Source organism: Chelatococcus sp. KU-N122 (assembly GCF_055391085.1).
Window position 1 is genome coordinate 6,013,341 of record NZ_AP043981.1, and the last position, 24,879, is coordinate 6,038,219.

The following is a 24,879-nucleotide window of genomic DNA, read 5'->3' on the forward strand; positions in this document are numbered from 1 at the left end:
AAGGAAAAGCCCGCCATCCGGCGGGCTTTTTTGTTGCGGTCCGGCAGGTCTCCGCGCCCGCGAGCGGCGGGCGCGGCGCCGTTCATTTCTCGCTGTAGGTGAAGATGTCGCGGTCCTTGGTCTCGGGCAGCAGCAGCAGGCCGATGACGAAGGTCATCAAGGCGATGACGATCGGGTACCAGAGGCCGGAGAAGATGTTGCCGCTGGCCGCCACGATGGCGAAGGCCGTGGGTGGCAGGAAGCCGCCGAACCAGCCGTTGCCGATGTGGTAGGGCAGCGACATGCCCGAGTAGCGGATGCGCGTCGGGAACAGCTCCACCAGTAGCGCTGCGATCGGCCCGTAGACCATGGTGACGTAGAGCACCAGGACGAACAGCAACCCGATCAGCGTCAGCGACCGCGGGTCGGAGAGCACCTGGCCGACGGACGGGGTCTTGACGATGCTGGCATCGCCGGCCTTGGGGTAACCCGCCGCCTGGGCCGCTGTGAGCAACTCCGCCCCCTTGCCGTCCGCAACGGACGCGCTCGCGCCGTTGACCGTGGCGGTGAGCGGCGAGCCGGCCGGACCGGACAACAGATCATAGTGCACCGAGGCGCTGGCCAGCGTCCGCCGCACCACGTCGCAGGGCGAGGTGAACACCCGCACACCGACCGGATCGAACAGGCTGCCGCAGGTGGCGGGGTCCGCCGTCAGCTGCACCTTCACCTGCTCGGTTGCGGCGATCAGCTTGGGATTGGCCGCCTTGGCGATCATGTTGAACAGGGGAAAGTAGGTGACGGCGGCGAGCAGGCAGCCCGCCAGCAGGATCGGCTTGCGGCCGATCTTGTCGGATAGCCACCCGAACAGGATGAAGAACGGCGTGCCGATCAGCAGTGCGAAGGTGATCAGGAGGTTGGCTGTCGTGCCGTCGACCTTGAGCGTCTGGGTGAGGAAGAACAGCGCGTAAAACTGCCCCGTGTACCAGACGACGGCCTGGCCGGCGGTGGCGCCGAGCAGGGCGATGATCGCGATCTTGGCGTTCTTCCAGGTGCCGAAGGCTTCGGAGAGCGGCGCCTTCGACTGTGTGCCTTCCTCCTTCATCCGCTGGAAGGCCGGCGATTCGCTGAGCTGCAGGCGGATCCAGATGGAGAAGCCGAGCAGGATGATCGACAGCAGGAACGGCACGCGCCAGCCCCAGGCGTTGAAGTCCTCCGTGCTCATGTTGAGGCGCAGCACCAGGATCACCATCAGCGACAGGAACAGGCCGACGGTCGCGGTGGTCTGGATCCACGACGTGTAGAAGCCGCGCCGGCCCTGCGGCGAGTGCTCCGCGACGTAGGTCGCCGCGCCGCCGTACTCGCCGCCGAGCGCCAGGCCTTGCAGCAGGCGGCAGACGATGAAGGCGACGGGTGCCAAGTAGCCGATGGTGGTGTAGCCGGGCAGCAGGCCGACGACGAACGTGGACAGGCCCATGATCGTCATGGTGACGAGGAAGGTGTACTTGCGGCCGATGAGGTCGCCCAGGCGGCCGAAGAACAGGGCCCCGAAGGGGCGCACGGCGAAGCCGGCGGCGAAGCCGAACAGCACGAAGATGAACTTGGCGGTATCGTTCGTGCCCGGCACGAAGTTCATGCTGATGTTGGCCGCGAGCGAGCCCGCGAGGTAGAAGTCATACCACTCGAAGACGGTGCCAAGGGACGAGGCGACAATCACCTTCCGTTCCTCGCCCGTCATGGGACGGTGCTCCGTCTTCGCGTCGCGGGACGCTGTAGCCATCGTCATGCGTCTCTCCTCGCCCTTTTCTCTCTGGATCGCCGGCATGGGGTCGGGCCGTCCGCGCCGCCTCCGTCCAGCGCCGAAGCTGGCGGGGCGAGGCTGCGGCGCACGCCCACTTCGCGCGCGCAAAAACGTTCGACGGCTGCACGGTAGAGAGCCCCCCGGGCCTGTCGCTCGACAATTGGTCGGGCGACTTTGGTATGAGCTGAGGCCGGGGGGGTAGGACGCGCCGAGCCGCGGCGCAGTTCACCGTCGGACGGAATCACCCGGTCACGGGCAAATGCGTCCACGCTTTGAATTTGAGCGTCTCTGCGACCGGGTGGTGACGCCCGATCGGCAAGCGATGGCGATCATGCCGCATCGGTGTCTCCTTGGGCCAACCGACGCGTTACGGCGTAGAGCGCGACGGCCGCCGCGTTGGAGACATTCAGGCTCTTGATGGCGCCGGGGACATCGAGCCGCGCCAGCACCTGACAGCGGCTGCGGGTGAGCTGACGCAGGCCCTTGCCTTCGGCGCCGAGCACCAGCGCCAGGGGCCGGCGCAGCGCCACGCCGTCGAGCGGTTCCACCCCCTGCGAATCGAGCCCGATGCACAGCACGCCGCGCTCCCCCAGCGTCTGCAAGGCGCCGGCGAGATTGCGCACGATCACGAACGGCACGTGCTCCAGGCCGCCCGACGCGGCCTTGGCCAGCACGCCTGTGGCGGCCGGGCTGTGCCGCGCGGTGGTAACGATGGCGGTGACGCCGAAGGCCGCTGCGGACCGCACGATGGCGCCGACGTTGTGCGGGTCGGTGATCTGGTCGAGCACCAGGATGAGGCCGTCCTGCGGCATCGTCTCGAGGGTGGGCGCGGGGAGGGGGGCGGCTTCCACGTAGAAGCCCTGATGCACCGCCTCGGGCCCGACCAGACGCTCGATGGCGTCCGGACGCACGATCTCCGGCGTCACGCGCGGGTGCCCATGTTCCTCCGCCAGGCGCTGGGCGGCGTTTGCGGTCAAGAGCAGGCGATGGATGCGCCGCCGGGGATTGGCGAGGGCCTCGACGACCGGATGCCAGCCGAAGAGCACGACCAGGTCGGGCTCGTCCGAGGCCCGCTCGGGCCGCCGCCACGCCGGGCCGGGCCGGGCGGGCTTGCGCGCTGTCATGATGGTCGTCTCCAAATTCAAGAGGCAAATTCAAGAGGATTGCAGGACTTCGCGACTGAACCACGTCGTCCAATTGCGAAGTCTCCCAGGTGGTGCATGATCAGGCATCTTCGCCAAACCCGCGGAGCATGCCCTATGAAGCCGATCGTCGCGCGTTGGCAAACCCCATCGGGGGACGGGGTTGAGCACCTGGTGCTGCGGCACGAGGGGAGCGACATCTTCGCCGAAGCGGTGGTGATGGGCGAGGCCGCCCAGCCGGCCGCCGTCTGGTACCGCGTGCTGTGCGATTCGGACTGGCGGGTCCGTGATCTACGGATCGCGCGGATCGGCGCCGATCGCGCCGTGGAGCTGCGGGGCGACGGCTTCGGCCGCTGGTGCGACGACACCGGCGCGGCCATGCCCGCATTCGACGGCGCCATCGACGTCGACTTCGCCGCAACCCCGTTCACCAACACGTTGCCGATTCGCCGGCTCGACCTGAGGCCAGGGCAATCGGCGGAGATCGCCACCGTCTATGTGAGCTTTCCCGATCTCGCGGTGAGCCGCGATCCGCAGCGCTATACCCGCCTCGATGCGCGCCACTACCGCTTCGAATCGCTCGACAGCGACTTCGTCAGGGATATCGAGGTGGACGAGCATGGCCTGGTGGTCAGCTACCCCGGCCTGTTCCAGCGCGTTCTCTAGCGTTGGGCCATACGGCGGGGACGACGCTCGATTAGGCGTTGACAGGCGGGCGGGGCCTCCTCATAAGAGCCCTCGTTGCCCCGCCGTTACGGCGGGGTTTCGCGTTGAGGCTCCGGCGGCGGTCGTGAATGCCGGGGGCTCGAACGATGGATCCGGAGGGGTGCCCGAGTGGTTAAAGGGGACGGACTGTAAATCCGTTGGCTACGCCTACGTTGGTTCGAATCCAACCCCCTCCACCATCGTCCCCGACAGCGCCGGGGCCTTTAGCCTGACGTCGACGGCGCGGGTGTAGCTCAATGGTAGAGCAACAGCCTTCCAAGCTGATGACGAGGGTTCGATTCCCTTCACCCGCTCCAGCGAACTAGCCGATCGCCAGGCATCATTCGAAGCGTTGTCGGAATCGACGTTCACGGCGAACGGCCACGGACTACGTGATCGGCTGATCATCATGCCGCCTGTCAGGGCATCGTGAACGGCGGCCGGCTCGGCCTCGCTGCCGAAGCAGGCCCATATCGACCGCCTGGCCTTGGCCTCCTCGATTGTCCCGTCGCTCATTATCTCGTCGCTTCCGGCCTCGAAGGCGGGACGCGGTCGGTCTGCACCAGCCTGCCGAAGGCTGACGCGCCCATCCGATTCGGACATGCTCCAGGCGTCTCAGGTCGAGGCGGAGCACCGGCGGCAGGACGCCGCACCGGAGAGGATCAGGGCTGCGCAGGTGTCCGCATCCGGGACGGCAAGCGTGCGGCGCGGGCCTCACGCTGCCGCGATGGGGCGGCCGGATCGCCGGCGCGCGAGCCCGATCGGCTTCTCCACAGGGTTGCGGATTGCTGCAGTTGCACGGCTGTGGTGCTGCGGGTTAGGAGCCCCCCGGGCTTGTTCAGGGGGCTTCATGTCGTTCTTGAAATCGATGGTCGCGGTCGCGTTGGCGGCCGCGCTGGCTGCGTGCGTCACGGTGACCAACCCGGCCACGCGCGAGCAGGTGCAGTCCTACCACTTGACGCGGGTGGATGTGGTCTACGCCGGAGATGCGAAAATCTGGTGGGGCGATGGGGAGCGCGAATTCGCCGCCACCAAGGGAGTGGCCGCCCATGATGCGGAGGGCGTCGCCAATACGCCGGAGGGCCAAGCCTATGTGCGTGACGTCATCTCCCGCAAGCTGACGGCGGCCTTCGAGCAGGCGCTCGGCGGCTATCTCGTCGGCGAACGGCCGGTGCGGCTGCAGGTGGTGGTGAAGGGGGTGCACATCTCGTCCGCCATTCAGCGAATCCTCATCGGCGGCAGCCATGCGATCGCGGCCGATATCAATCTGGTCGACGCCAAGACCGGTGAAGTGCTCATCCCGTTCGTGGGCCAGGGGGCGACCGTGCAGGCCGGGCAAGGCCTTGTCGGCACGATGGTCGATCATGCCGTGATGGCGGCGCCGATCGATCGCGTCGTCGACAGCATGGCCGTCACCTACAGGAATTGGCTGCTGAAGATCTGACCAGCCTCGCTCCACCTCGCCTCTTGAACCCGGCGGGAAAAGCCTCTAACCGGGCCTGCGATCCGAAAAGGAGCGGCCCCATCGCCGCCAACAGGGTACCTGTGAGATGGCCAAAGAGAAGTTTTCGCGGACGAAGCCGCACTGCAACATTGGCACGATTGGACACGTTGACCATGGCAAGACGTCGCTGACTGCGGCGATCACGAAGGTTCTAGCGGAGACGGGTGGGGCGTCGTTCACGGCGTACGACCAGATCGACAAGGCGCCGGAGGAGAAGGCGCGCGGCATCACGATCTCGACGGCGCACGTTGAGTACGAGACGAAGAACCGGCACTACGCGCACGTGGACTGCCCCGGTCACGCCGACTACGTGAAGAACATGATCACGGGCGCGGCGCAGATGGACGGGGCGATCCTGGTTGTGTCGGCGGCGGACGGGCCGATGCCGCAGACGCGCGAGCACATCCTGCTGGCACGGCAGGTGGGCGTGCCGGCGCTGGTGGTGTTCATGAACAAGGTCGACATGGTCGACGACGCGGAGCTTCTGGAGCTTGTGGAGCTCGAGATCCGCGAGCTGCTGTCGAAGTACGACTTCCCGGGGGACGACATTCCGATCGTCAAGGGCTCGGCGCTGTGCGCGCTGGAGGACAAGAGCCCGGAGATCGGCCACGACGCGATCCTGAAGCTGATGGAAGAGGTGGACGCCTACATTCCGCAGCCGGAGCGTCCGGTCGACATGCCGTTCCTGATGCCGGTCGAGGACGTGTTCTCGATCTCGGGCCGCGGCACGGTGGTGACGGGTCGCGTCGAGCGCGGCATCGTGAAGGTGGGCGAGGAAGTGGAGATCGTCGGCATCCGTCCGACGCAGAAGACGACGGTGACGGGCGTCGAGATGTTCCGCAAGCTGCTGGACCAGGGTCAGGCTGGCGACAACATCGGGGCGCTGCTGCGCGGCACGAAGCGCGAGGACGTTGAGCGCGGGCAGGTGCTGTGCAAGCCGGGCTCGGTGAAGCCGCACACGAAGTTCAAGGCGGAAGCGTACATCCTGACGAAGGAGGAGGGTGGCCGTCACACGCCGTTCTTCACCAACTACCGGCCGCAGTTCTACTTCCGGACGACGGACGTGACGGGCGTGGTGACGCTGCCGGAGGGCACCGAGATGGTGATGCCGGGCGACAACATCGCCATGGAAGTGACGCTGATCGCGCCGATCGCCATGGAGGAGAAGCTGCGCTTCGCCATCCGCGAGGGCGGCCGCACCGTCGGCGCCGGCGTCGTCGCCTCCATCATCGAGTAAGCGAGACAGGCGTTCCGCCTGCCGTGGCGCCGCCCGGGTGCTCAGCCCGGGCGGTCGCATTTCCGAGACGAGAAGCCTGTCGTCCACGGATTGATCCTTTGCCGGCCTTGTCAGGCCTACGATCATCGTGCATGTACCGCATCGGACGGTTCGTGCGCGGTTCCGCCGCTAGGAGTGTAGCTCAACTGGCTAGAGCACCGGTCTCCAAAACCGGGGGTTGGGGGTTCGAGTCCCTCCACTCCTGCCAGCGGCGAGCAGCGGTACCATGATCGGACGGGGTTGGCGGGCGGGACACGCGTCCCCAACTACGCTCCGCGCCTATGACGTCCAACCGTTCTCCCCGCCGCGTAGAATCAGGCTGAGCGGCGTAGGCTATTTTCAAACTGTGAGGAGCGGGCCGCCGCGCGGCCCCGGCAAGTCGATGGCGAAGACCAACCCAGTCGAGTTCCTCCAGCAGGTGCGCAACGAGGCCTCAAAGGTCACGTGGCCCACCCGCAAGGAGACGCTGATCACGACCGCGATGGTGTTCGTGATGGTGATCATCGCGAGCATCTTCTTCGTGGTGGTCGATCAGGCGCTGCGTTTCGGCGTCAGCTTCATTCTCGGCTTCGGGCGCTGAGGGGGAGGGCATGGCCAAACGCTGGTACATCGTCCACGCCTATTCCAACTTCGAGAACAAGGTCGCCCAGTCGATTCGCGACCAGGCGGCGCAACGCAGCCTCGAGGACAAGTTCGACGAGATCCTGGTGCCGACCGAGAAGGTCGTCGAGGTGCGCCGGGGCCGCAAGGTCGATACCGACCGCAAGTTCTTCCCCGGCTACGTCCTGGTGAAGTGTGACCTGACCGACGAGGTCTATCACCTCATCAAGAACACCCCGAAGGTGACGGGCTTTCTCGGCGCCGACCAGAAGCCGATGCCGATCTCCGAGCGCGAGGCCGAACGCATCAAGGGCCAGGTCGCGGAGGGCATCGACCGGCCCAAGCCCTCGGTCAGCTTCGAGGTGGGCGAGCAGGTGCGCGTCGCCGACGGCCCCTTCGCCTCCTTCAACGGCACCGTCGAGGAGGTCGACGAAAGCCGCGCCCGCCTCAAGGTCGCCGTGTCGATCTTCGGCCGCGCCACCCCGGTGGAGTTGGAGTACGCCCAGGTCGAGAAGGTTTGACGCGTCCCGCGATGGACCGTTGACAGGGGCGGGCTTGTGAGATAGCGAGCCCGCTTCCGTAAAAGCCGCGGAAGGCAAGCCGGTCGCCAGCCGGATCCCCTTGCCGTACCGCGGTCTGCGCCCGCCCGGCCCCGCGGCCGGGATTTTTCGTTTTCTGGAGCAGTTCATGGCGAAGAAAATCGTAGGCTACATCAAGCTGCAGGTGCCGGCCGGCGCGGCCAACCCGTCGCCGCCGATCGGCCCGGCGCTCGGCCAGCGCGGCCTCAACATCATGGAGTTCTGCAAGGCCTTCAATGCGAAGACCGGGCAGCTCGAGAAGGGCATGCCGATTCCGGTGATCATCACCGCTTACGGCGACCGCTCCTTCACCTTCGAGATGAAGCAGCCGCCGGTCTCCTACTTCCTCAAGAAGGCGGCGAACCTCAAGCTCGGCAAGAAGCCGGCCTCCGGCTCCAAGACCCCGGGCAAGGGTCCGACGGTCGGCAAGGTCAGCGAGGCCCAGCTCCGCGAGATCGCTGAGAAGAAGCTCGTCGACCTCAACTGCGATTCGATCGAGTCGGCCGTGTCGATGATCCGCGGCTCCGCCAGGGCCATGGGTCTCGAGGTCGTGGCCTGAGGGAGGGAAGCATGGCACATCTTGCAAAGCGCGTGGCCGCCTCCCGCGAGGGCATCGACCGGGCAAAGCTCTACGCCATCGACGACGCCATCAAGCTGGTGAAGGAGCGTTCGACCGCCAAGTTCGACGAGACGGTGGAGGTCGCCATGAACCTGGGCGTCGATCCCCGCCACGCCGACCAGATGGTCCGCGGCGTCTGCAACCTGCCGAACGGCTCGGGCCGGACCGTCCGCGTCGCCGTCTTCGCCCGTGGGGCCAAGGCCGATGAGGCCAAGGCCGCCGGCGCGGATATCGTCGGCGCCGAGGACCTCGTCGAGCGGGTGACCGGCGGCAACATCGACTTCGACCGCTGCATCGCGACGCCCGACATGATGGGCCTGGTCGGCCGTCTCGGTAAGGTGCTGGGCCCGCGTGGCCTGATGCCGAACCCGCGCGTCGGCACGGTGACCATGGACGTCGCCGCGGCCGTTGGGGCTGCCAAGGGCGGCGCGGTCGAGTTCCGCGTCGAGAAGGCCGGCATCATCCATGCCGGCGTGGGCAAGGTCTCCTTCTCCGAGGACAAGCTGGTCGAGAACATCAAGGCGTTCGTCGATTCGGTGGCCAAGGCCAAGCCGACCGGCGCCAAGGGCACCTATATCCAGAAGATAGCCGTGTCGTCGACCATGGGGCCCGGCATCAAGATCGATCCGGCGACGGTCGCCGGCGCCTGACGCGCGGGCCCCGCTGTCCACAGGGTCGCGGGGCCGGCGGCTCGCCGCTACTTGACAATCGTCGATTTGCCCCTTGGCAAACACGGCGCAAGCAGCTATTTAGGCGATATGAATTCAGACAACGATGGTCGCGGGTTGTTCAAATCCGCGGCTGTCTACAGAGCTTCCATCCGCAGGGATGGAGTGTGGCCGACGGGCCAAGGGGTAACCCTTTGCCCGGTGCGGCCATATGTCCTGTCCGAGACTGCAGGTGCCGATCGAGCTTGCCTCGTTCGGCCTAATTTCGTTCCGAAGCCTGCATAGACGGGTCCAACCGGACATCGCCCTCGTCAATCCGTCGTACATCGTATCGGCGCGACGTGGGCAATATCGGTTCGAACCACTCGCACCTGGCGCGGCAAGCTTCGGCTGGCCGTTCGCACAGGGGACAGGGCTTGCGAACGCCGTTTGAGGCGGTCGCGGCCAAGGTCCGATGATGGTCCAAGGCTCACGACCGCCGACGACGGCAGGTGCAGCCGGCGGATGAGGGACGTTCCCAATCCGCCAACCGGAGAGAGCCAAGTGGACAGAGCGGCAAAACGCGAGCTCGTCTCGACGCTCGGCGACGTGTTCGAGAACACGAGCGTCGTCGTCGTGGCCCACTACGCCGGCCTCACGGTCGCCGACATGCAGAAGCTCCGCAGGGAGATGAAGCAGGCCGGCGCCACCGTGAAGGTCGCCAAGAACCGCCTCGCCAAGATCGCTCTCGAAGGCAAGGCCGCCGCATCCATCGTGCCCCTCCTCAAGGGGCCGACGTTGCTAGCCTATAGCGACGACCCGGTTGCGGCGCCGAAGGTCGCCATCGACTTCGCCAGGACCCACGACAAGTTCGTGGTGCTCGGCGGCGCGATGGGTACGACTTCCCTGAACGTGGACGGAGTGAAGGCGCTTGCCACACTGCCGTCCCTGGACGAACTGCGCGGCAAGCTCGTCGGCCTGATCCAGGCCCCGGCGACCAAGCTGGCGCAGCTCTCCACCGCGCCGGCTGCCAAGCTGGCTCGTGTGTTCGGGGCCTATGCCAAGCGAGACGAAGCGGCGTAAGGCCGTTCCATCATCATCATCGTTCGAACCGATCTAGGAATGTGACTCATGGCTGATTTGACGAAGCTGGTCGACGAGCTGTCGAACCTCACCGTGCTCGAGGCGGCTGAGCTCGCCAAGCTCCTTGAAGAGAAGTGGGGCGTTTCGGCTGCCGCCGCGGTTGCGGTCGCGGCTGCTCCCGGTGCCGGTGGCGCTGCCGCCGCGCCCGTCGAGGAGAAGACCGAGTTCAACGTCGTGCTGGCGGCTGCCGGCGAGAAGAAGATCGAGGTCATCAAGGAGGTCCGCGCGATCACCGGCCTTGGCCTCAAGGAGGCCAAGGATCTGGTCGAGGCGGCGCCCAAGCCGGTCAAGGAAGGCGTCAACAAGGACGAGGCCGAGAAGATCAAGGCCCAGCTCGAGAAGGCTGGCGCCAAGGTCGAGCTCACCTAAGGCTATGCAGTCGGCATTCGCTGCCGGCTGTCGATGATCGAGACGGTCTCGACGCTCGGGGATCTCCCCTGGCGCCGGGGCCGTCGACCCGTCTCGGGCCCCCGCGCGGCGCCGGACGGCGGCGAGCACGGCTCGTCGAAGTGGAATTCAAGGCGCTACGGCGGGCGCCGCGACGTCTGGGTGGCAACCTAGCGCCTCTAATGGGCGCGGGCCGCGGCTCACGGCTTCGTCGAAGGAGCGAGGGACCACATGGCTCAGACCAACACCAGCAGGAAGCGGCTCCGCAAGTTCTTCGGCAAGATCAAGGAAGTGGCAGAGATGCCGAACCTCATCGAGGTTCAGAAGGCATCCTACGATCAGTTTCTGCTGGTGGATGAGCCCGACGGCGGCCGCCCCGACGAGGGCTTGCAGGCGGTCTTCCGCTCGGTGTTTCCGATCTCGGATTTTTCGAGCACCTCGCTGCTCGAGTTCGTCAAGTACACCTTCGAGCCGCCCAAGTACGACGTCGACGAGTGCCGCCAGCGCGGCATGACCTTCGCTGCGCCGCTCAAGGTCACGCTCCGCCTCATCGTGTTCGACGTGGACGAGGACACCGGCGCCCGCTCCGTCAAGGACATCAAAGAGCAGGACGTCTACATGGGCGACATGCCGCTCATGACGGACAACGGCACCTTCATCGTCAACGGCACCGAGCGCGTCATCGTCTCGCAGATGCACCGGTCGCCGGGTGTGTTCTTCGATCACGACAAGGGCAAGACCCACTCGTCCGGCAAGCTGCTGTTCGCCGCCCGCATCATTCCCTATCGCGGTTCCTGGCTCGACATCGAGTTCGACGCCAAGGACATCGTGCACGCCCGCATCGACCGTCGCCGCAAGATCCCGGTGACCTCGGTGCTCTATGCGCTGGGGCTCGACGGCGAGGAGATCCTGTCGACCTTCTACAACCGTATCGTCTACACCAAGGACAAGAACGGCTGGCGTGTGCCGTTCGACGCCGAGCGCATGAAGGGGTTCAAGGCCTCCGTCGACCTGATCGATGCCGACACCGGCGAGATCGTGGTCGAAGCCGGCAAGAAGCTCACCATCCGTGCCGCCCGCCAGCTCGCCGAAAAGGGCCTCAAGGCCCTGCGCGCCGTCAATGAGGACCTGGTCGGCCAGTACGTGGCCGAGGACCTCGTCAATCCGGTCACCGGCGAGATCTACGCCGAGGCCGGCGACGAGCTCAGCGACAAGCTGATCAAGCTGCTCGAGGACAACGGCTTCGACGAGATTCCGGTGCTCGACATCGACCACGTCAACGTCGGCCCCTACATCCGCAACACGCTCGCCGTGGACAAGAATTCGTCGCGCGAGGAAGCGTTGTTCGACATCTACCGGGTCATGCGCCCGGGCGAGCCGCCGACCTTGGAGACGGCGGAGGCGATGTTCCACTCGCTGTTCTTCGATTCCGAGCGCTACGACCTCTCGGCGGTCGGCCGCGTCAAGATGAACATGCGCCTCGATCTCGACTGCCCGGACACGGTCCGGACGCTGCGCCGCGAGGACATGCTGGCGGTGGTCAAGGCCCTCGTCGACCTGCGCGACGGCAAGGGCGAGGTGGACGACATCGACCACTTGGGCAACCGCCGTGTCCGCTCCGTCGGCGAGCTGATGGAGAACCAGTACCGGCTGGGCCTGCTGCGCATGGAGCGCGCCATCAAGGAGCGCATGTCGTCGATCGACATCGACACCGTGATGCCGCAGGACCTGATCAACGCCAAGCCGGCGGCCGCGGCCGTGCGCGAGTTCTTCGGCTCCTCGCAGCTGTCGCAGTTCATGGACCAGACCAACCCGCTCTCCGAGGTGACCCACAAGCGGCGCCTTTCGGCGCTCGGGCCGGGCGGCCTGACGCGCGAGCGCGCCGGCTTCGAGGTGCGCGACGTGCACCCCACGCACTACGGCCGCATCTGCCCGATCGAGACGCCGGAAGGCCCGAACATCGGACTGATCAACTCGCTGGCGACCTTCGCCCGGGTCAACAAGTACGGCTTCATCGAGGCGCCGTACCGGGCGGTGCGCAACGGCCAGGTCACCTCCGAGGTGATCTATCTGTCGGCCATGGAGGAGGCGAAGTACAACGTCGCCCAGGCCAACGCCGACATCGACGCCGAGGGGCGCCTGACCGAGGATCTGGTGGTCTGCCGCCACGCAGGCGACGTCGTCGTCATGCCGCCGGACAAGGTCGACTACATGGACGTGTCGCCCAAGCAGCTCGTCTCGGTCGCTGCGGCGCTGATCCCGTTCCTGGAGAACGACGACGCCAACCGCGCCCTCATGGGCTCGAACATGCAGCGCCAGGCGGTGCCGCTGGTGAAGGCCGACGCGCCGTTCGTCGGCACCGGCATGGAGGCGGTGGTCGCCCGTGACTCCGGCGCCGCCATCGGCGCGCGGCGCACCGGCATCGTCGACCAGGTCGACGCCACGCGTATCGTCGTGCGCGCCACCGAGGACCTGGATCCGACCAAGTCGGGCGTCGACATCTATCGGCTGATGAAGTTCCAGCGCTCGAACCAGAACACCTGCATCAACCAGCGGCCGCTGGTGAAGGTGGGTGACGCCGTGCGCAAGGGCGACATCATCGCCGACGGTCCCTCGACCGATCTCGGCGAGCTGGCGCTCGGCCGCAACGTGCTCGTCGCGTTCATGCCGTGGAACGGCTACAACTTCGAGGACTCGATCCTCCTCTCCGAGCGCATCGTCAAGGACGACGTCTTCACCTCGATCCACATCGAGGAGTTCGAGGTGATGGCCCGCGACACCAAGCTCGGGCCGGAGGAGATCACCCGCGACATTCCGAACGTCTCGGAAGAGGCGCTGAAGAACCTCGACGAGGCCGGCATCGTCTACGTCGGCGCCGAGGTGCACGCGGGCGACATCCTCTGCGGCAAGATCACGCCGAAGGGCGAGAGCCCGATGACGCCGGAGGAGAAGCTCCTGCGCGCCATCTTCGGCGAGAAGGCGTCGGACGTGCGCGACACGTCGCTGCGCGTGCCGCCGGGCGTCTCCGGCACGGTCGTCGAGGTGCGCGTGTTCAACCGCCACGGCGTCGACAAGGATGAGCGCGCCCAGGCGATCGAGCGCGAGGAGATCGAGCGGCTGGCCAAGGACCGCGACGACGAGCAGGCGATCCTCGATCGCAATGTCTACGCGCGCCTGGCCGAGCTCCTGACCGGCCAGAAGGCCGTCGCCGGCCCCAAGGGCTTCAAGAAGGACAGCGAGGTCACCCGCGCTACCCTGGACGACCATCCGCGCTCGCAGTGGTGGCAGTTCGCCGTCACCGACGACGCGCTGATGGCCGAGCTCGAGGCCATGCGCAAGCAGTACGACGAGTCCAAGAAGCGGCTGGAGCAGCGCTTCCTCGACAAGGTCGAGAAGGTGCAGCGCGGCGACGAGCTGCCGCCCGGCGTGATGAAGATGGTCAAGGTCTTCGTCGCGGTGAAGCGCAAGATCCAGCCCGGCGACAAGATGGCCGGCCGCCACGGCAACAAGGGCGTGGTGTCGCGCATCGTGCCGATCGAGGACATGCCGTTCCTGGAGGACGGCACCCACGTGGACGTCGTGCTCAATCCGCTCGGCGTGCCGAGCCGCATGAACGTCGGCCAGATCCTGGAGACGCACCTGGGCTGGGCGGCGGCGGGCCTCGGCCGGCAGGTGGGCGACGCAGTCAATTCCTACCTGCGCTCGATGAACGCGGCGCCGCTGCGCGACAAGCTGAAGGCCGTCTACGACAACGACCCGATCATCGACGAACTTAACGAGCCGGAGCTGGTCGAGCTCGGCAACAACCTGCGGCGCGGCGTGCCCATGGCGACCCCGGTGTTCGACGGCGCCAAGGAGGCCGACATCGAGACGATGCTGGAGCGGGCGGGACTGAAAAAGACCGGCCAGTCGACGGTCTACGACGGGCGCACCGGCGAGCCGTTCGATCGTCAGGTGACGGTGGGATACATCTATATCCTCAAGCTGCACCACCTGGTCGACGACAAGATCCACGCCCGCTCGATCGGCCCCTACAGCCTGGTCACCCAGCAGCCGCTGGGCGGCAAGGCCCAGTTCGGCGGCCAGCGCTTCGGCGAGATGGAGGTGTGGGCGCTGGAGGCCTATGGGGCCGCCTACACGCTGCAGGAGATGCTGACGGTGAAGTCCGACGACGTGGCCGGCCGCACCAAGGTCTACGAGGCCATCGTGCGCGGCGACGACACCTTCGAGGCCGGCATCCCCGAGAGCTTCAACGTGCTGGTCAAGGAGATGCGCTCCCTCGGCCTCAACGTCGAGCTGCTCAGCAGCAAGCGGCCCGCGACCGAGCTGCCGTCGTCCGAAGCCGCCGAATGAGCGCGGCCGTAGGCCAAAGGCGTCGCTGCGGCGCCCTTGGCCGAAGCCGTGCGTGATCCAGCCGGTTGGCGTGCCCAGGCCCATGCGGCGTGCCCCGGCTGATCCGGGCTCCTGGAGGAGCCCGGCCCCCGAGATGAAGAGGCGATGAGCCTCGCGGATGGGCGAGCCGGATACGGCTCTGCTGTCCAAGTGTTTGCAAGGAGACGGTGATGAATCAAGAGGTCATGAATCTCTTCAACACCCAGACCCCGGCGGTGACGTTCGACAAGATCAAGATTTCGATCGCCAGCCCGGAGAAGATCCTGTCGTGGTCGTACGGCGAGATCAAGAAGCCGGAAACGATCAACTACCGTACGTTCAAGCCCGAGCGGGACGGCCTGTTCTGTGCTCGCATCTTCGGGCCGATCAAGGATTACGAGTGCTTGTGCGGTAAGTACAAGCGCATGAAGTACAAGGGCGTCATCTGCGAGAAGTGCGGCGTCGAGGTCACCCTGGCGCGCGTCCGGCGCGAGCGCATGGGCCACATCGAGCTCGCGGCTCCCGTGGCGCACATCTGGTTCCTGAAGTCGCTGCCGTCGCGCATCGGGCTCCTGCTCGACATGACGCTGAAGGACCTGGAGCGCATCCTGTATTTCGAGTCCTACGTGGTGCTCGATCCCGGCATCACGCCGCTGAAGGATCGTCAGCTCCTGTCGGAGGACGACTACCTGCGCGCCCAGGACGAGTACGGCGAGGACAGCTTCACCGCCAAGATCGGCGCCGAAGCGATCCGCGACTTGCTGCGCAACCTGGACCTCGACAAGATCCAGATCGACATCCGCGAGGAGATCGCCACCACCACGTCGGAGCTCAAGCCCAAGAAGCTGATGAAGCGCCTCAAGATCATCGAGGCGTTCCAGATGTCGGGCAACAAGCCGGAGTGGATGATCCTGACGGTCGTGCCGGTGATCCCGCCGGACCTGCGTCCGCTGGTGCCGCTCGACGGCGGGCGCTTCGCCACGTCCGACCTCAACGATCTCTATCGCCGCGTCATCAACCGCAACAACCGCCTGAAGCGGCTGATTGAGCTGCGCGCGCCGGACATCATCATCCGCAACGAGAAGCGCATGCTGCAGGAGGCTGTCGACGCGCTGTTCGACAACGGCCGCCGTGGCCGCGTCATCACCGGCGCCAACAAGCGTCCGCTGAAGTCGCTCGCCGACATGCTGAAGGGCAAGCAGGGCCGCTTCCGGCAGAACCTGCTGGGCAAGCGCGTCGACTATTCGGGCCGGTCGGTCATCGTCGTCGGTCCCGAGCTCAAGCTGCACCAGTGCGGCCTGCCCAAGAAGATGGCGCTCGAGCTGTTCAAGCCGTTCATCTATTCGCGGCTCGACGCGAAGGGCCATGCCTCGACCGTGAAGCAGGCCAAGAAGCTGGTCGAGAAGGAGAAGCCCGAAGTCTGGGATATCCTCGACGAGGTCATCCGCGAGCACCCGGTGATGTTGAACCGGGCGCCGACGCTGCACCGCCTGGGCATCCAGGCGTTCGAGCCGGTGCTGATCGAGGGCAAGGCGATCCAGCTGCATCCGCTGGTCTGCGCCGCCTTCAACGCCGACTTCGACGGCGACCAGATGGCTGTGCACGTGCCGCTGTCGCTCGAGGCGCAGCTGGAAGCGCGCGTGCTGATGATGTCGACGAACAACATCCTGCACCCGGCCAACGGTGCCCCGATCATCGTGCCGTCGCAGGACATCGTGCTCGGGCTCTATTATCTGTCGATCATCTCCGACGGCGAGCCGGGCGAGTTCAAGCCGGGCAACACCGGCAACCCGATGCAGGGCGTCTACGGCGAGATCGGCGAGCTCGAGCATGCGCTGGCCGAGCGGATCATCACGCTGCACTCGAAGATCAAGTACCGCTGGTCCGGGCTCGACGAGAACGGCGCGCCGGTGACGCGCATCTATGACACCACCCCCGGCCGCGTGATCCTGTCGCGCGTGCTGCCCAAGCACGCGAAGGTGCCCTTCGACGTCGTGAACAAGCTCATGACCAAGAAGGAAATCTCGAACATGATCGACACCGTCTACCGCAGTTGCGGTCAGAAGGAATCGGTCATCTTCTGCGACCGCATCATGGGCCTCGGTTTCCACCACGCGTTCAAGGCGGGCATCTCGTTCGGCAAGGACGACATGGTGGTGCCGCCCAACAAGTGGACGGTGGTCGACCAGACGCGCGCGCTGGTGAAGGATTACGAGCAGCAGTACCAGGACGGCCTGATCACCCAGGGCGAGAAGTACAACAAGGTGGTCGATGCCTGGGCCAAGTGCTCCGACAAGCTCGCCGCCGAGATGATGGTGGGTATCTCCACCGTGCAGAAGGACGAGAACGGCCGCGATAAGCCGGTCAACTCCATCTACATGATGGCCCATTCGGGCGCCCGCGGCTCGCCGGCGCAGATGAAGCAGCTCGCCGCCATGCGCGGCCTGATGGCCAAGCCGTCGGGCGAGATCATCGAGAGCGCCATCATCTCGAACTTCAAGGAAGGCCTCGACGTGCTCGAGTACTTCAACTCGACGCACGGTGCCCGTAAGGGGCTGGCCGACACGGCGCTCAAGACGGCGAACTCGGGTTACCTGACCCGCCGTCTGGTCGACGTGGCGCAGGACGCCGTCATCCGCGAGACCGATTGCGGCACCGTCAACGGCATCAGCATGCGGGCGATCGTCGACGCCGGCCAGGTGGTGGCGTCGCTGATCTCGCGCGTCCTGGGCCGGACGGCGGCCGAGGACGTGCTCGACGCGGAAGGCAATGTCATCGTGCCCACCGGCACTATGATCGAGGAGCGTCACGTCGAGCCGATCACGACGGCCGGCGTGCAAGGGGTGAAGATCCGCTCGGTGCTGACCTGCGAGTCGAAGAACGGCGTGTGCGCGACCTGCTACGGCCGCGACCTGGCCCGCGGCACGACGGTCAACATGGGCGAGGCGGTGGGCGTCATCGCCGCCCAGTCGATCGGCGAGCCCGGCACGCAGCTCACCATGCGCACCTTCCACATTGGCGGTGCCGCGCAGATCGCCGACCAGTCGTTCATCGAGACGAATTTCGAGGGCACTGTCCAGCTGCGCAACCGGCACGTGGCGCGCAACTCGGACGGCCAGCTGGTGGCGCTGGCGCGCAACATCTCGGTCGTCATCGTCGGGCCGGACGGGCAGGAGCGGGCGGTGCACCGCATCCAGTACGGCTCGCGGCTCAAGGTGGACGACGGCGACCAGGTCAAGCGCGGTCAGCGCATCGCCGAGTGGGACCCCTATACCCGCCCGGTGCTGACCGAGGTCGACGGCACCGTCGGCTTCGAGGACCTGGTCGAGGGCGCCTCGCTCACCGAGACCGTGGACGAGGCGACCGGTATCGCCAAGCGCATGGTCATCGACTGGCGCTCGTCGTCACGCACGGCGGACCTGAAGCCGGCGATCGTCGTCATGCAGGGCGGCAAGATCGCCAAGCTGCTGCGCGGCAGCGATGCCCGTTCGCTGCTGCCGGTGGACGCCATCATCGCCGTCGATCCGGGCGGCACGGTCAAGGCCGGCGACGTCCTGGCCCGCATTCCCATGGACAGCGCCAAGACGCGCGACATCACGGGCGGTCTGCCGCGCGTGGCGGAGCTGTTCGAGGCGCGGCGTCCCAAGGAGGCGGCGATCATCGCCGAGAAGTCCGGAACGGTCCGCTTCGGCCGCGACTACAAGAACAAGCGCCGCCTGTCCTTGGAGCCGCACGACGGGTCGGAGCCGGTCGAGTACCTGATCCCGAAGGGCAAGCACATCCACCTGCAGGACGGCGACGTGGTCGAGGTCGGCGATTTCATCGTCGACGGCAACCCGGCGCCGCACGACATCCTGGCCATCAAGGGCGTCGAGGAGCTCGCCGCCTATCTCGTCAACGAGATCCAGGAGGTCTACCGGCTGCAGGGCGTGAACATCAACGACAAGCACATCGAGGTGATCGTTCGCCAGATGCTGCAGAAGGTTGAGATCACGGAGCCCGGCGATTCGGAGTTCCTCGCCGGCGAGCAGGTGGACCGCTTCGACCTCGACGCGGCAAACCAGCTGCTCATCGCCGAGAACAAGAAGATCGCGTCGGGCAACCCGGTGCTGCTCGGCATCACCAAGGCCTCGCTGCAGACGCGGTCGTTCATCTCGGCCGCCTCGTTCCAGGAGACGACCCGGGTGCTCACCGAGGCGGCGGTCAACGGCAAGACCGACGACCTCGAGGGGCTCAAGGAGAACGTCATCGTCGGCTCGCTGATCCCGGCCGGCACGGGCTCCTTCGCCACGACGCTGCGCGAGATCGCGACGCACCGCGACGACCTCATCCTGGCCCAGCACCAGACGCCGGCCCCCGTGCCGGCGCCAGCGCCGGTTCCGGTGCCCGTGCCGTCGGAGCTGTCGGCGGGCGAGTGACCGGCACCAGGCCGATCAAGCTACGGAAGGGCCGCCCTCGGGCGGCCCTTTTTCGTTAGCACATGATCGCCGGGAGGGGACGGCTGACTTTGAAAATATCAATATTAAACAATGGCTTATAGAATAATAATGATTCGAGAGGAGAGCGTCCGTCTCTAATCGGCTGGGCCGATATGCACCGCAAGCCAGACCGCCGGCGGGTCGGCGGAGGTCTGCTCGATCCGGTGACGGCGGTGCGGCTCGATCCAGACGTGATCGCCGGGGCGGAGCTCGCGGGCCGCGCCCTCGTCCTCGAAGCGCAGGGCGGCGTGCCCTCGTAGCAGGAGCACCCACTCACCCTGGGGCTGGTCGTACCAGAAGCCCGGCGGGCTGGCCTGTCCCGTCGACACGATGCGCTCGATGCGCACCCCGGGGCGGGCGAGGATCTCGTCAAATTGCTCGGCCCGCGGATCGGGCGCTGCGGACGCGATGAGATTGTCGTTCACGGCTGCAACTCCCGACGTTTCCTGTTGACGCAGAGCGACTCGTAGAGTAGAAGCGCCAGACTTCGACAGGCAGTAGGCGTTGCCGGTCCGGGCGTCCAGCCCAGACAATCGACCCTAGACGCTGTCGGCTCAGCACCCACTGACTTCTGTCAGGCGACACATTCGTTGATGGGGCATGATCGCGGCGTTCGGCGTCGTGGTCCTCTGCGTGTGACCGCGCTGGACGTCCGTAAGGGCTGAAGGCGCGGCTTCGTTTTGCGTGTACGCGGTCGATCCGCGGGGCGCGAGTAACGTCACGCAATACAATTCGGGATGGCTCGGCCGCCTTGCTGCGCGGCTCGTTGTCCATTGGTCGTGGTGGCCGTCGCGGGCGTGGTGCTCCGGCGGTTTCGGAAGAGAGAACGCGATGCCGACGATCAGTCAGCTCATCCGCAAGCCGCGGGTTGCGCAGAAGGCCCGCAACAAGGTGCCGGCGCTGGACGCCTGTCCGCAGAAGCGCGGCGTGTGCACCCGCGTCTACACGACGACGCCGAAGAAGCCGAACTCGGCCCTGCGCAAGGTGGCCAAGGTCAGGCTGACGAACGGCCATGAGGTCATCGGTTACATCCCGGGCGAAGGGCACAATCTGCAGGAGCACTCGGTCGTCATGATCCGCGGCGGTCGCGTCAAGGATCTGCCCGGCGTGCGCTACCACATCCTGCGCGGCGTGCTCGATACCCAGGGCGTCAAGAACCGCAAGCAGCGCCGTTCCAAGTACGGCGCCAAGCGGCCGAAGTAGGCCGCCGAAAACCTGAACAGATGATGCGTCGAGCCAGGCGGATGGCCAGGGCTCGACAACCTTCCGGCGGTGGGCCGCCGGAGACCGAACGGACCAGATGTCTCCCGTCGCAGGGAGCGGACCAGATGCAAGGACGAAGCGATGTCCCGTCGTCACAGTGCCGAGAAGCGCGAGATCATCCCGGACGCCAAGTTCCATGATGTCGTCGTGACCAAGTTCATGAACTCGATCATGTACGACGGCAAGAAGTCGGTCGCGGAAGCGATCGTCTATGGTGCCCTCGATATCGTCGAAGCCAAGCTCAAGTCGGACCCGCTGGCCGCGTTCCGCCAGGCGCTCGACAATGTCGCGCCGGCGATCGAGGTCCGCTCGCGCCGCGTCGGCGGCGCCACCTATCAGGTGCCGGTCGAGGTTCGCACCGATCGCCGCCAGGCGCTGGCCATCCGCTGGCTGATCCAGGCGGCCCGCGCCCGCAACGACAAGACCATGGTCGATCGCCTGTCGGCGGAGCTCATCGACGCTTCCAACAACCGCGGCAATGCGGTGAAGAAGCGCGAGGACACGCACCGCATGGCGGAAGCCAACCGCGCCTTCTCGCACTATCGCTGGTAACGACCGACGCGCCTTCGGAGACACGGCAATGCCCCGCAGCCACGCCATCGAAGACTATCGTAACTTCGGCATCATGGCCCACATCGATGCCGGCAAGACGACGACGACCGAGCGCATCCTGTACTACACCGGTAAGAGCCATAAGATCGGCGAGGTCCATGAGGGCGCCGCCACCATGGACTGGATGGAGCAGGAGCAAGAGCGCGGCATCACCATCACGTCGGCCGCCACCACGTGCTTCTGGCGGGGCAAGCGCCTGAACATCATCGACACGCCCGGCCACGTCGACTTCACCATTGAAGTCGAGCGGTCGCTGCGCGTGCTCGACGGCGCCGTCTGTGTGCTCGACGGCAACCAGGGCGTCGAGCCGCAGACCGAGACCGTCTGGCGCCAGGCCGACAAGTACGACGTGCCGCGCATCGTGTTCGTCAACAAGATGGACAAGATCGGCGCCGACTTCTTCCGTTGCGTCGCCGACATCATCGATCGCGTCGCCGGCAAGCCCGTGTGCCTGCAGCTGCCGATCGGCTCCGAGAGCAACTTCCAGGGCGTCGTCGATCTCATCAAGATGAAGGGGATCGTCTGGTCGGGCGAGGCGCTCGGCGCCAGCTTCGACGAGGTCGAGATCCCGGCCGACCTGGCCGAGCAGGCCAAGGAGTACCGCACCAAGCTGGTCGAGGCCTGCGTCGAGCTCGACGACGACGCCATGGGTGCCTACCTCGAAGGCCAGGAGCCGGACGAGGAGACCCTGCGTCGGCTCGTGCGCCGGGCGGTGGCGCTGCGCGCCTTTCATCCGGTGCTGTGCGGCTCGGCCTTCAAGAACAAGGGCGTGCAGCCGCTGCTCGACGCCGTCGTCGACTTCCTGCCGTCGCCTGCCGATCGCGAAGCCATCAAGGGCATCGATCCGGAGACGGAGGAGCCGATCGAGCGGCATCCGACCGACAGCGATCCCTTCTCCATGCTCGCCTTCAAGATCATGGACGACCCCTTCGTCGGCACCATCACCTTCTGCCGCATCTACTCGGGCAAGGTGGAATCCGGCGCAGGCCTCGTGAACTCGACCCGCGAGAAGCGCGAGCGCGTCGGCCGCATGCTGCTGATGCACGCCAACAACCGCGAGGACATCAAGGAAGCCTATGCCGGCGACATCGTCGCCCTGGCCGGTCTCAAGGAGGTCCGCACCGGCGACACGCTGTGCGATCCCAACAAGCCGGTGATCCTGGAGCGCATGGAGTTCCCCGAGCCGGTGATCACCATCGCCATCGAGCCGAAGTCCAAGGCCGACCAGGAGAAGCTGGGCCTGGCGCTGGCCAAGCTCGCCAACGAGGACCCGTCCTTCCGGGTGTCGACCGACCAGGAGTCCGGCCAGACCATCCTCAAGGGGATGGGCGAGCTGCACCTGGACATCAAGGTCGACATCCTGAAGCGGACCTACAAGGTCGATGCCAACATCGGCGCGCCGCAGGTGGCCTACCGCGAGACCATCACGCGCAAGGCCGAGATCGACTACACCCACAAGAAGCAGACGGGCGGCACCGGCCAGTTCGCGCGCGTCAAGTTCGTGATCGAGCCCAACGAGGCCGGCAAGGGCTTCGAGTTCGAGTCGAAGATCGTCGGCGGCGCGGTGCCCAAGGAATACATTCCGGGCGTCGAGAAGGGCCTGAACAGCGTGCTGGGCTCCGGCGTGCTGGCGGGCTTCCCGGTGGTCGACATCAAGGTGGCGCTGATCGACGGCGCCTTCCACGAGGTGGACTCCTCGGCGCTGGCCTTCGAGATCGCCTCGCGCGCAGCACTGCGCGAGGGTCTGCAGAAGGGCGGTCCGATCCTGCTCGAGCCGATCATGAAGGTCGAGGTGGTGACGCCGGAGGACTATACTGGTTCCGTCATCGGCGACCTGAATTCCCGGCGCGGCCAGATTCAGGGCCAGGACATGCGCGGCAACGCGGTGGTCATCAACGCCATGGTGCCGCTCGCCAACATGTTCGGCTACGTGAACCAGCTCCGCTCGTTCAGCCAGGGCCGGGCCAACTATACAATGCAGTTCGACCACTACGAGCAGGTGCCGCAGGCGGTCGCGCAGGAGGTCCAGGCGAAGTACGCCTGATTTCTGCATCCTCAATGACGAGACTTTCAGAGTTTCAAGGAGCCTGACGATGGCCAAAGAGAAGTTTTCGCGGACGAAGCCGCACTGCAACATTGGCACGATTGGACACGTTGACCATGGCAAGACGTCGCTGACTGCGGCGATCACGAAGGTTCTAGCGGAGACGGGTGGGGCGTCGTTCACGGCGTACGACCAGATCGACAAGGCGCCGGAGGAGAAGGCGCGCGGCATCACGATCTCGACGGCGCACGTTGAGTACGAGACGAAGAACCGGCACTACGCGCACGTGGACTGCCCCGGTCACGCCGACTACGTGAAGAACATGATCACGGGCGCGGCGCAGATGGACGGGGCGATCCTGGTTGTGTCGGCGGCGGACGGGCCGATGCCGCAGACGCGCGAGCACATCCTGCTGGCACGGCAGGTGGGCGTGCCGGCGCTGGTGGTGTTCATGAACAAGGTCGACATGGTCGACGACGCGGAGCTTCTGGAGCTTGTGGAGCTCGAGATCCGCGAGCTGCTGTCGAAGTACGACTTCCCGGGGGACGACATTCCGATCGTCAAGGGCTCGGCGCTGTGCGCGCTGGAGGACAAGAGCCCGGAGATCGGCCACGACGCGATCCTGAAGCTGATGGAAGAGGTGGACGCCTACATTCCGCAGCCGGAGCGTCCGGTCGACATGCCGTTCCTGATGCCGGTCGAGGACGTGTTCTCGATCTCGGGCCGCGGCACGGTGGTGACGGGTCGCGTCGAGCGCGGCATCGTGAAGGTGGGCGAGGAAGTGGAGATCGTCGGCATCCGTCCGACGCAGAAGACGACGGTGACGGGCGTCGAGATGTTCCGCAAGCTGCTGGACCAGGGTCAGGCTGGCGACAACATCGGGGCGCTGCTGCGCGGCACGAAGCGCGAGGACGTTGAGCGCGGGCAGGTGCTGTGCAAGCCGGGCTCGGTGAAGCCGCACACGAAGTTCAAGGCGGAAGCGTACATCCTGACGAAGGAGGAGGGTGGCCGTCACACGCCGTTCTTCACCAACTACCGGCCGCAGTTCTACTTCCGGACGACGGACGTGACGGGCGTGGTGACGCTGCCGGAGGGCACCGAGATGGTGATGCCGGGCGACAACATCGCCATGGAAGTGACGCTGATCGCGCCGATCGCCATGGAGGAGAAGCTGCGCTTCGCCATCCGCGAGGGCGGCCGCACCGTCGGCGCCGGCGTCGTCGCCTCCATCATCGAGTAAGCGAGACAAAAACCGGATGCGGCCCGTCCGCATCCTATAGGGCGGCCAGCGCCGTCGCGAACGTGACGGCGTGCGTCAGCACCCGGGCGTGTCGCCTCGGCGCTGTGTTCCCATTTCACTTGAGCTAGTCGGGCCGGAGGGGTCCTTATGATCAACGGTCAGAATATCCGCATCCGCCTCAAGGCGTTCGACCATCGTATTCTCGATGCGTCGACCCGCGAGATCGTTTCCACGGCCAAGCGGACCGGGGCGCAGGTGCGGGGACCGATCCCGCTGCCGACGCGCATCGAGAAGTTCACCGTCAACCGCTCGCCCCACATCGACAAGAAGTCGCGTGAGCAGTTCGAGATGCGCACCCACAAACGCGTGCTCGATATCGTCGATCCGACCCCGCAGACGGTGGACGCGCTGATGAAGCTCGATCTCGCCGCCGGTGTGGATGTGGAAATCAAGCTCTGACGAGCGGCGCGCTCGTCAGTTGTCGGAGCACGCC

The 24,879-nt window shown here is 66.1% G+C and carries 19 protein-coding genes and 3 tRNA genes; 19 read left to right on the top strand and 3 right to left on the bottom strand.

The window, feature by feature from the left end; translation table 11 throughout:
* Positions 1 to 82: 82 nt before the first annotated feature.
* The gene (locus tag ACZ5PO_RS27285) at positions 83 to 1,762 is read right to left on the bottom strand and encodes an MFS transporter (protein WP_464185248.1); all 1,680 of its coding nucleotides are present in this window, start codon (positions 1,760 to 1,762) and stop codon (positions 83 to 85) included.
* A 344-nt stretch (positions 1,763 to 2,106) separates the two neighbouring features.
* Positions 2,107 to 2,901: a TrmH family RNA methyltransferase gene (locus ACZ5PO_RS27290; protein WP_464185250.1), complete on the bottom strand. Its 795-nt coding sequence runs from the start codon at positions 2,899 to 2,901 to the stop codon at positions 2,107 to 2,109.
* 135 nt (positions 2,902 to 3,036) lie between these two features.
* Between ACZ5PO_RS27290 and ACZ5PO_RS27295 the strand changes: the two genes are divergently transcribed.
* From ACZ5PO_RS27295 to rpoC, 14 genes are all read left to right on the top strand, one after another.
* Entirely contained in the window at positions 3,037 to 3,585 is a 549-nt protein-coding gene (locus ACZ5PO_RS27295) for a putative glycolipid-binding domain-containing protein (RefSeq protein ID WP_464185251.1), read from the top strand.
* Between the two features lie 154 nt (positions 3,586 to 3,739).
* Positions 3,740 to 3,824, top strand: a tRNA-Tyr gene (locus ACZ5PO_RS27300).
* A gap of 43 nt (positions 3,825 to 3,867) precedes the next feature.
* A tRNA-Gly gene (locus ACZ5PO_RS27305) sits at positions 3,868 to 3,941 on the top strand.
* 533 nt (positions 3,942 to 4,474) lie between these two features.
* Positions 4,475 to 5,068, top strand: a complete 594-nt coding sequence (locus tag ACZ5PO_RS27310) for a DUF6778 family protein (RefSeq protein WP_464185252.1) — start codon at positions 4,475 to 4,477, stop codon at positions 5,066 to 5,068.
* A 106-nt stretch (positions 5,069 to 5,174) separates the two neighbouring features.
* Entirely contained in the window at positions 5,175 to 6,365 is a 1,191-nt protein-coding gene (tuf, locus tag ACZ5PO_RS27315; RefSeq protein WP_464185253.1) for an elongation factor Tu, read from the top strand.
* A gap of 170 nt (positions 6,366 to 6,535) precedes the next feature.
* Positions 6,536 to 6,612 (top strand) — tRNA-Trp (locus ACZ5PO_RS27320).
* Between the two features lie 174 nt (positions 6,613 to 6,786).
* A complete protein-coding gene (gene secE / locus ACZ5PO_RS27325) occupies positions 6,787 to 6,984 on the top strand; it encodes a preprotein translocase subunit SecE (RefSeq protein ID WP_464185254.1) in 198 nt (65 codons plus the stop codon).
* Positions 6,985 to 6,994: 10 nt separating this feature from the next.
* Entirely contained in the window at positions 6,995 to 7,525 is a 531-nt protein-coding gene (gene nusG / locus ACZ5PO_RS27330; protein ID WP_464185255.1) for a transcription termination/antitermination protein NusG, read from the top strand.
* 166 nt (positions 7,526 to 7,691) lie between these two features.
* Positions 7,692 to 8,141, top strand: coding sequence for a 50S ribosomal protein L11 (gene rplK, locus ACZ5PO_RS27335; protein WP_464185257.1), 450 nt, complete (start codon positions 7,692 to 7,694; stop codon positions 8,139 to 8,141).
* Positions 8,142 to 8,152: 11 nt separating this feature from the next.
* On the top strand, positions 8,153 to 8,851 hold the full coding sequence (gene rplA, locus ACZ5PO_RS27340; RefSeq protein ID WP_464185258.1) for a 50S ribosomal protein L1: 699 nt from the start codon (positions 8,153 to 8,155) through the stop codon (positions 8,849 to 8,851).
* Positions 8,852 to 9,412: 561 nt separating this feature from the next.
* Positions 9,413 to 9,931: a 50S ribosomal protein L10 gene (gene rplJ, locus ACZ5PO_RS27345; RefSeq protein WP_464185260.1), complete on the top strand. Its 519-nt coding sequence runs from the start codon at positions 9,413 to 9,415 to the stop codon at positions 9,929 to 9,931.
* A gap of 48 nt (positions 9,932 to 9,979) precedes the next feature.
* Positions 9,980 to 10,360, top strand: coding sequence for a 50S ribosomal protein L7/L12 (rplL, locus tag ACZ5PO_RS27350; RefSeq protein ID WP_464185261.1), 381 nt, complete (start codon positions 9,980 to 9,982; stop codon positions 10,358 to 10,360).
* Positions 10,361 to 10,609: 249 nt separating this feature from the next.
* A complete protein-coding gene (gene rpoB / locus ACZ5PO_RS27355; protein ID WP_464185263.1) occupies positions 10,610 to 14,731 on the top strand; it encodes a DNA-directed RNA polymerase subunit beta in 4,122 nt (1,373 codons plus the stop codon).
* A 209-nt stretch (positions 14,732 to 14,940) separates the two neighbouring features.
* A complete protein-coding gene (rpoC, locus tag ACZ5PO_RS27360) occupies positions 14,941 to 19,167 on the top strand; it encodes a DNA-directed RNA polymerase subunit beta' (RefSeq protein WP_464185265.1) in 4,227 nt (1,408 codons plus the stop codon).
* 155 nt (positions 19,168 to 19,322) lie between these two features.
* On the opposite strand, the gene ACZ5PO_RS27365 is transcribed toward rpoC, so the two are convergent.
* Complete coding sequence (locus ACZ5PO_RS27365; RefSeq protein ID WP_464185266.1) at positions 19,323 to 19,652, bottom strand: cupin domain-containing protein; 330 nt, start codon at positions 19,650 to 19,652, stop codon at positions 19,323 to 19,325.
* Between the two features lie 406 nt (positions 19,653 to 20,058).
* Here ACZ5PO_RS27365 and rpsL point away from each other — a divergent pair, with 406 nt between their 5' ends.
* From rpsL to rpsJ, 5 genes are all read left to right on the top strand, one after another.
* Positions 20,059 to 20,430 carry a 30S ribosomal protein S12 gene (gene rpsL / locus ACZ5PO_RS27370; RefSeq protein ID WP_188612893.1) on the top strand — a complete coding sequence of 124 codons (372 nt, stop codon included), beginning with the start codon at positions 20,059 to 20,061 and terminating at the stop codon, positions 20,428 to 20,430.
* Positions 20,431 to 20,571: 141 nt separating this feature from the next.
* The gene (gene rpsG, locus ACZ5PO_RS27375; protein ID WP_188612894.1) at positions 20,572 to 21,042 is read left to right on the top strand and encodes a 30S ribosomal protein S7; all 471 of its coding nucleotides are present in this window, start codon (positions 20,572 to 20,574) and stop codon (positions 21,040 to 21,042) included.
* 28 nt (positions 21,043 to 21,070) lie between these two features.
* Complete coding sequence (fusA, locus tag ACZ5PO_RS27380; RefSeq protein WP_464185267.1) at positions 21,071 to 23,146, top strand: elongation factor G; 2,076 nt, start codon at positions 21,071 to 21,073, stop codon at positions 23,144 to 23,146.
* A gap of 49 nt (positions 23,147 to 23,195) precedes the next feature.
* On the top strand, positions 23,196 to 24,386 hold the full coding sequence (gene tuf / locus ACZ5PO_RS27385) for an elongation factor Tu (RefSeq protein ID WP_464185253.1): 1,191 nt from the start codon (positions 23,196 to 23,198) through the stop codon (positions 24,384 to 24,386).
* 150 nt (positions 24,387 to 24,536) lie between these two features.
* On the top strand, positions 24,537 to 24,845 hold the full coding sequence (rpsJ, locus tag ACZ5PO_RS27390) for a 30S ribosomal protein S10 (RefSeq protein WP_188608688.1): 309 nt from the start codon (positions 24,537 to 24,539) through the stop codon (positions 24,843 to 24,845).
* Positions 24,846 to 24,879 lie beyond the last annotated feature (34 nt).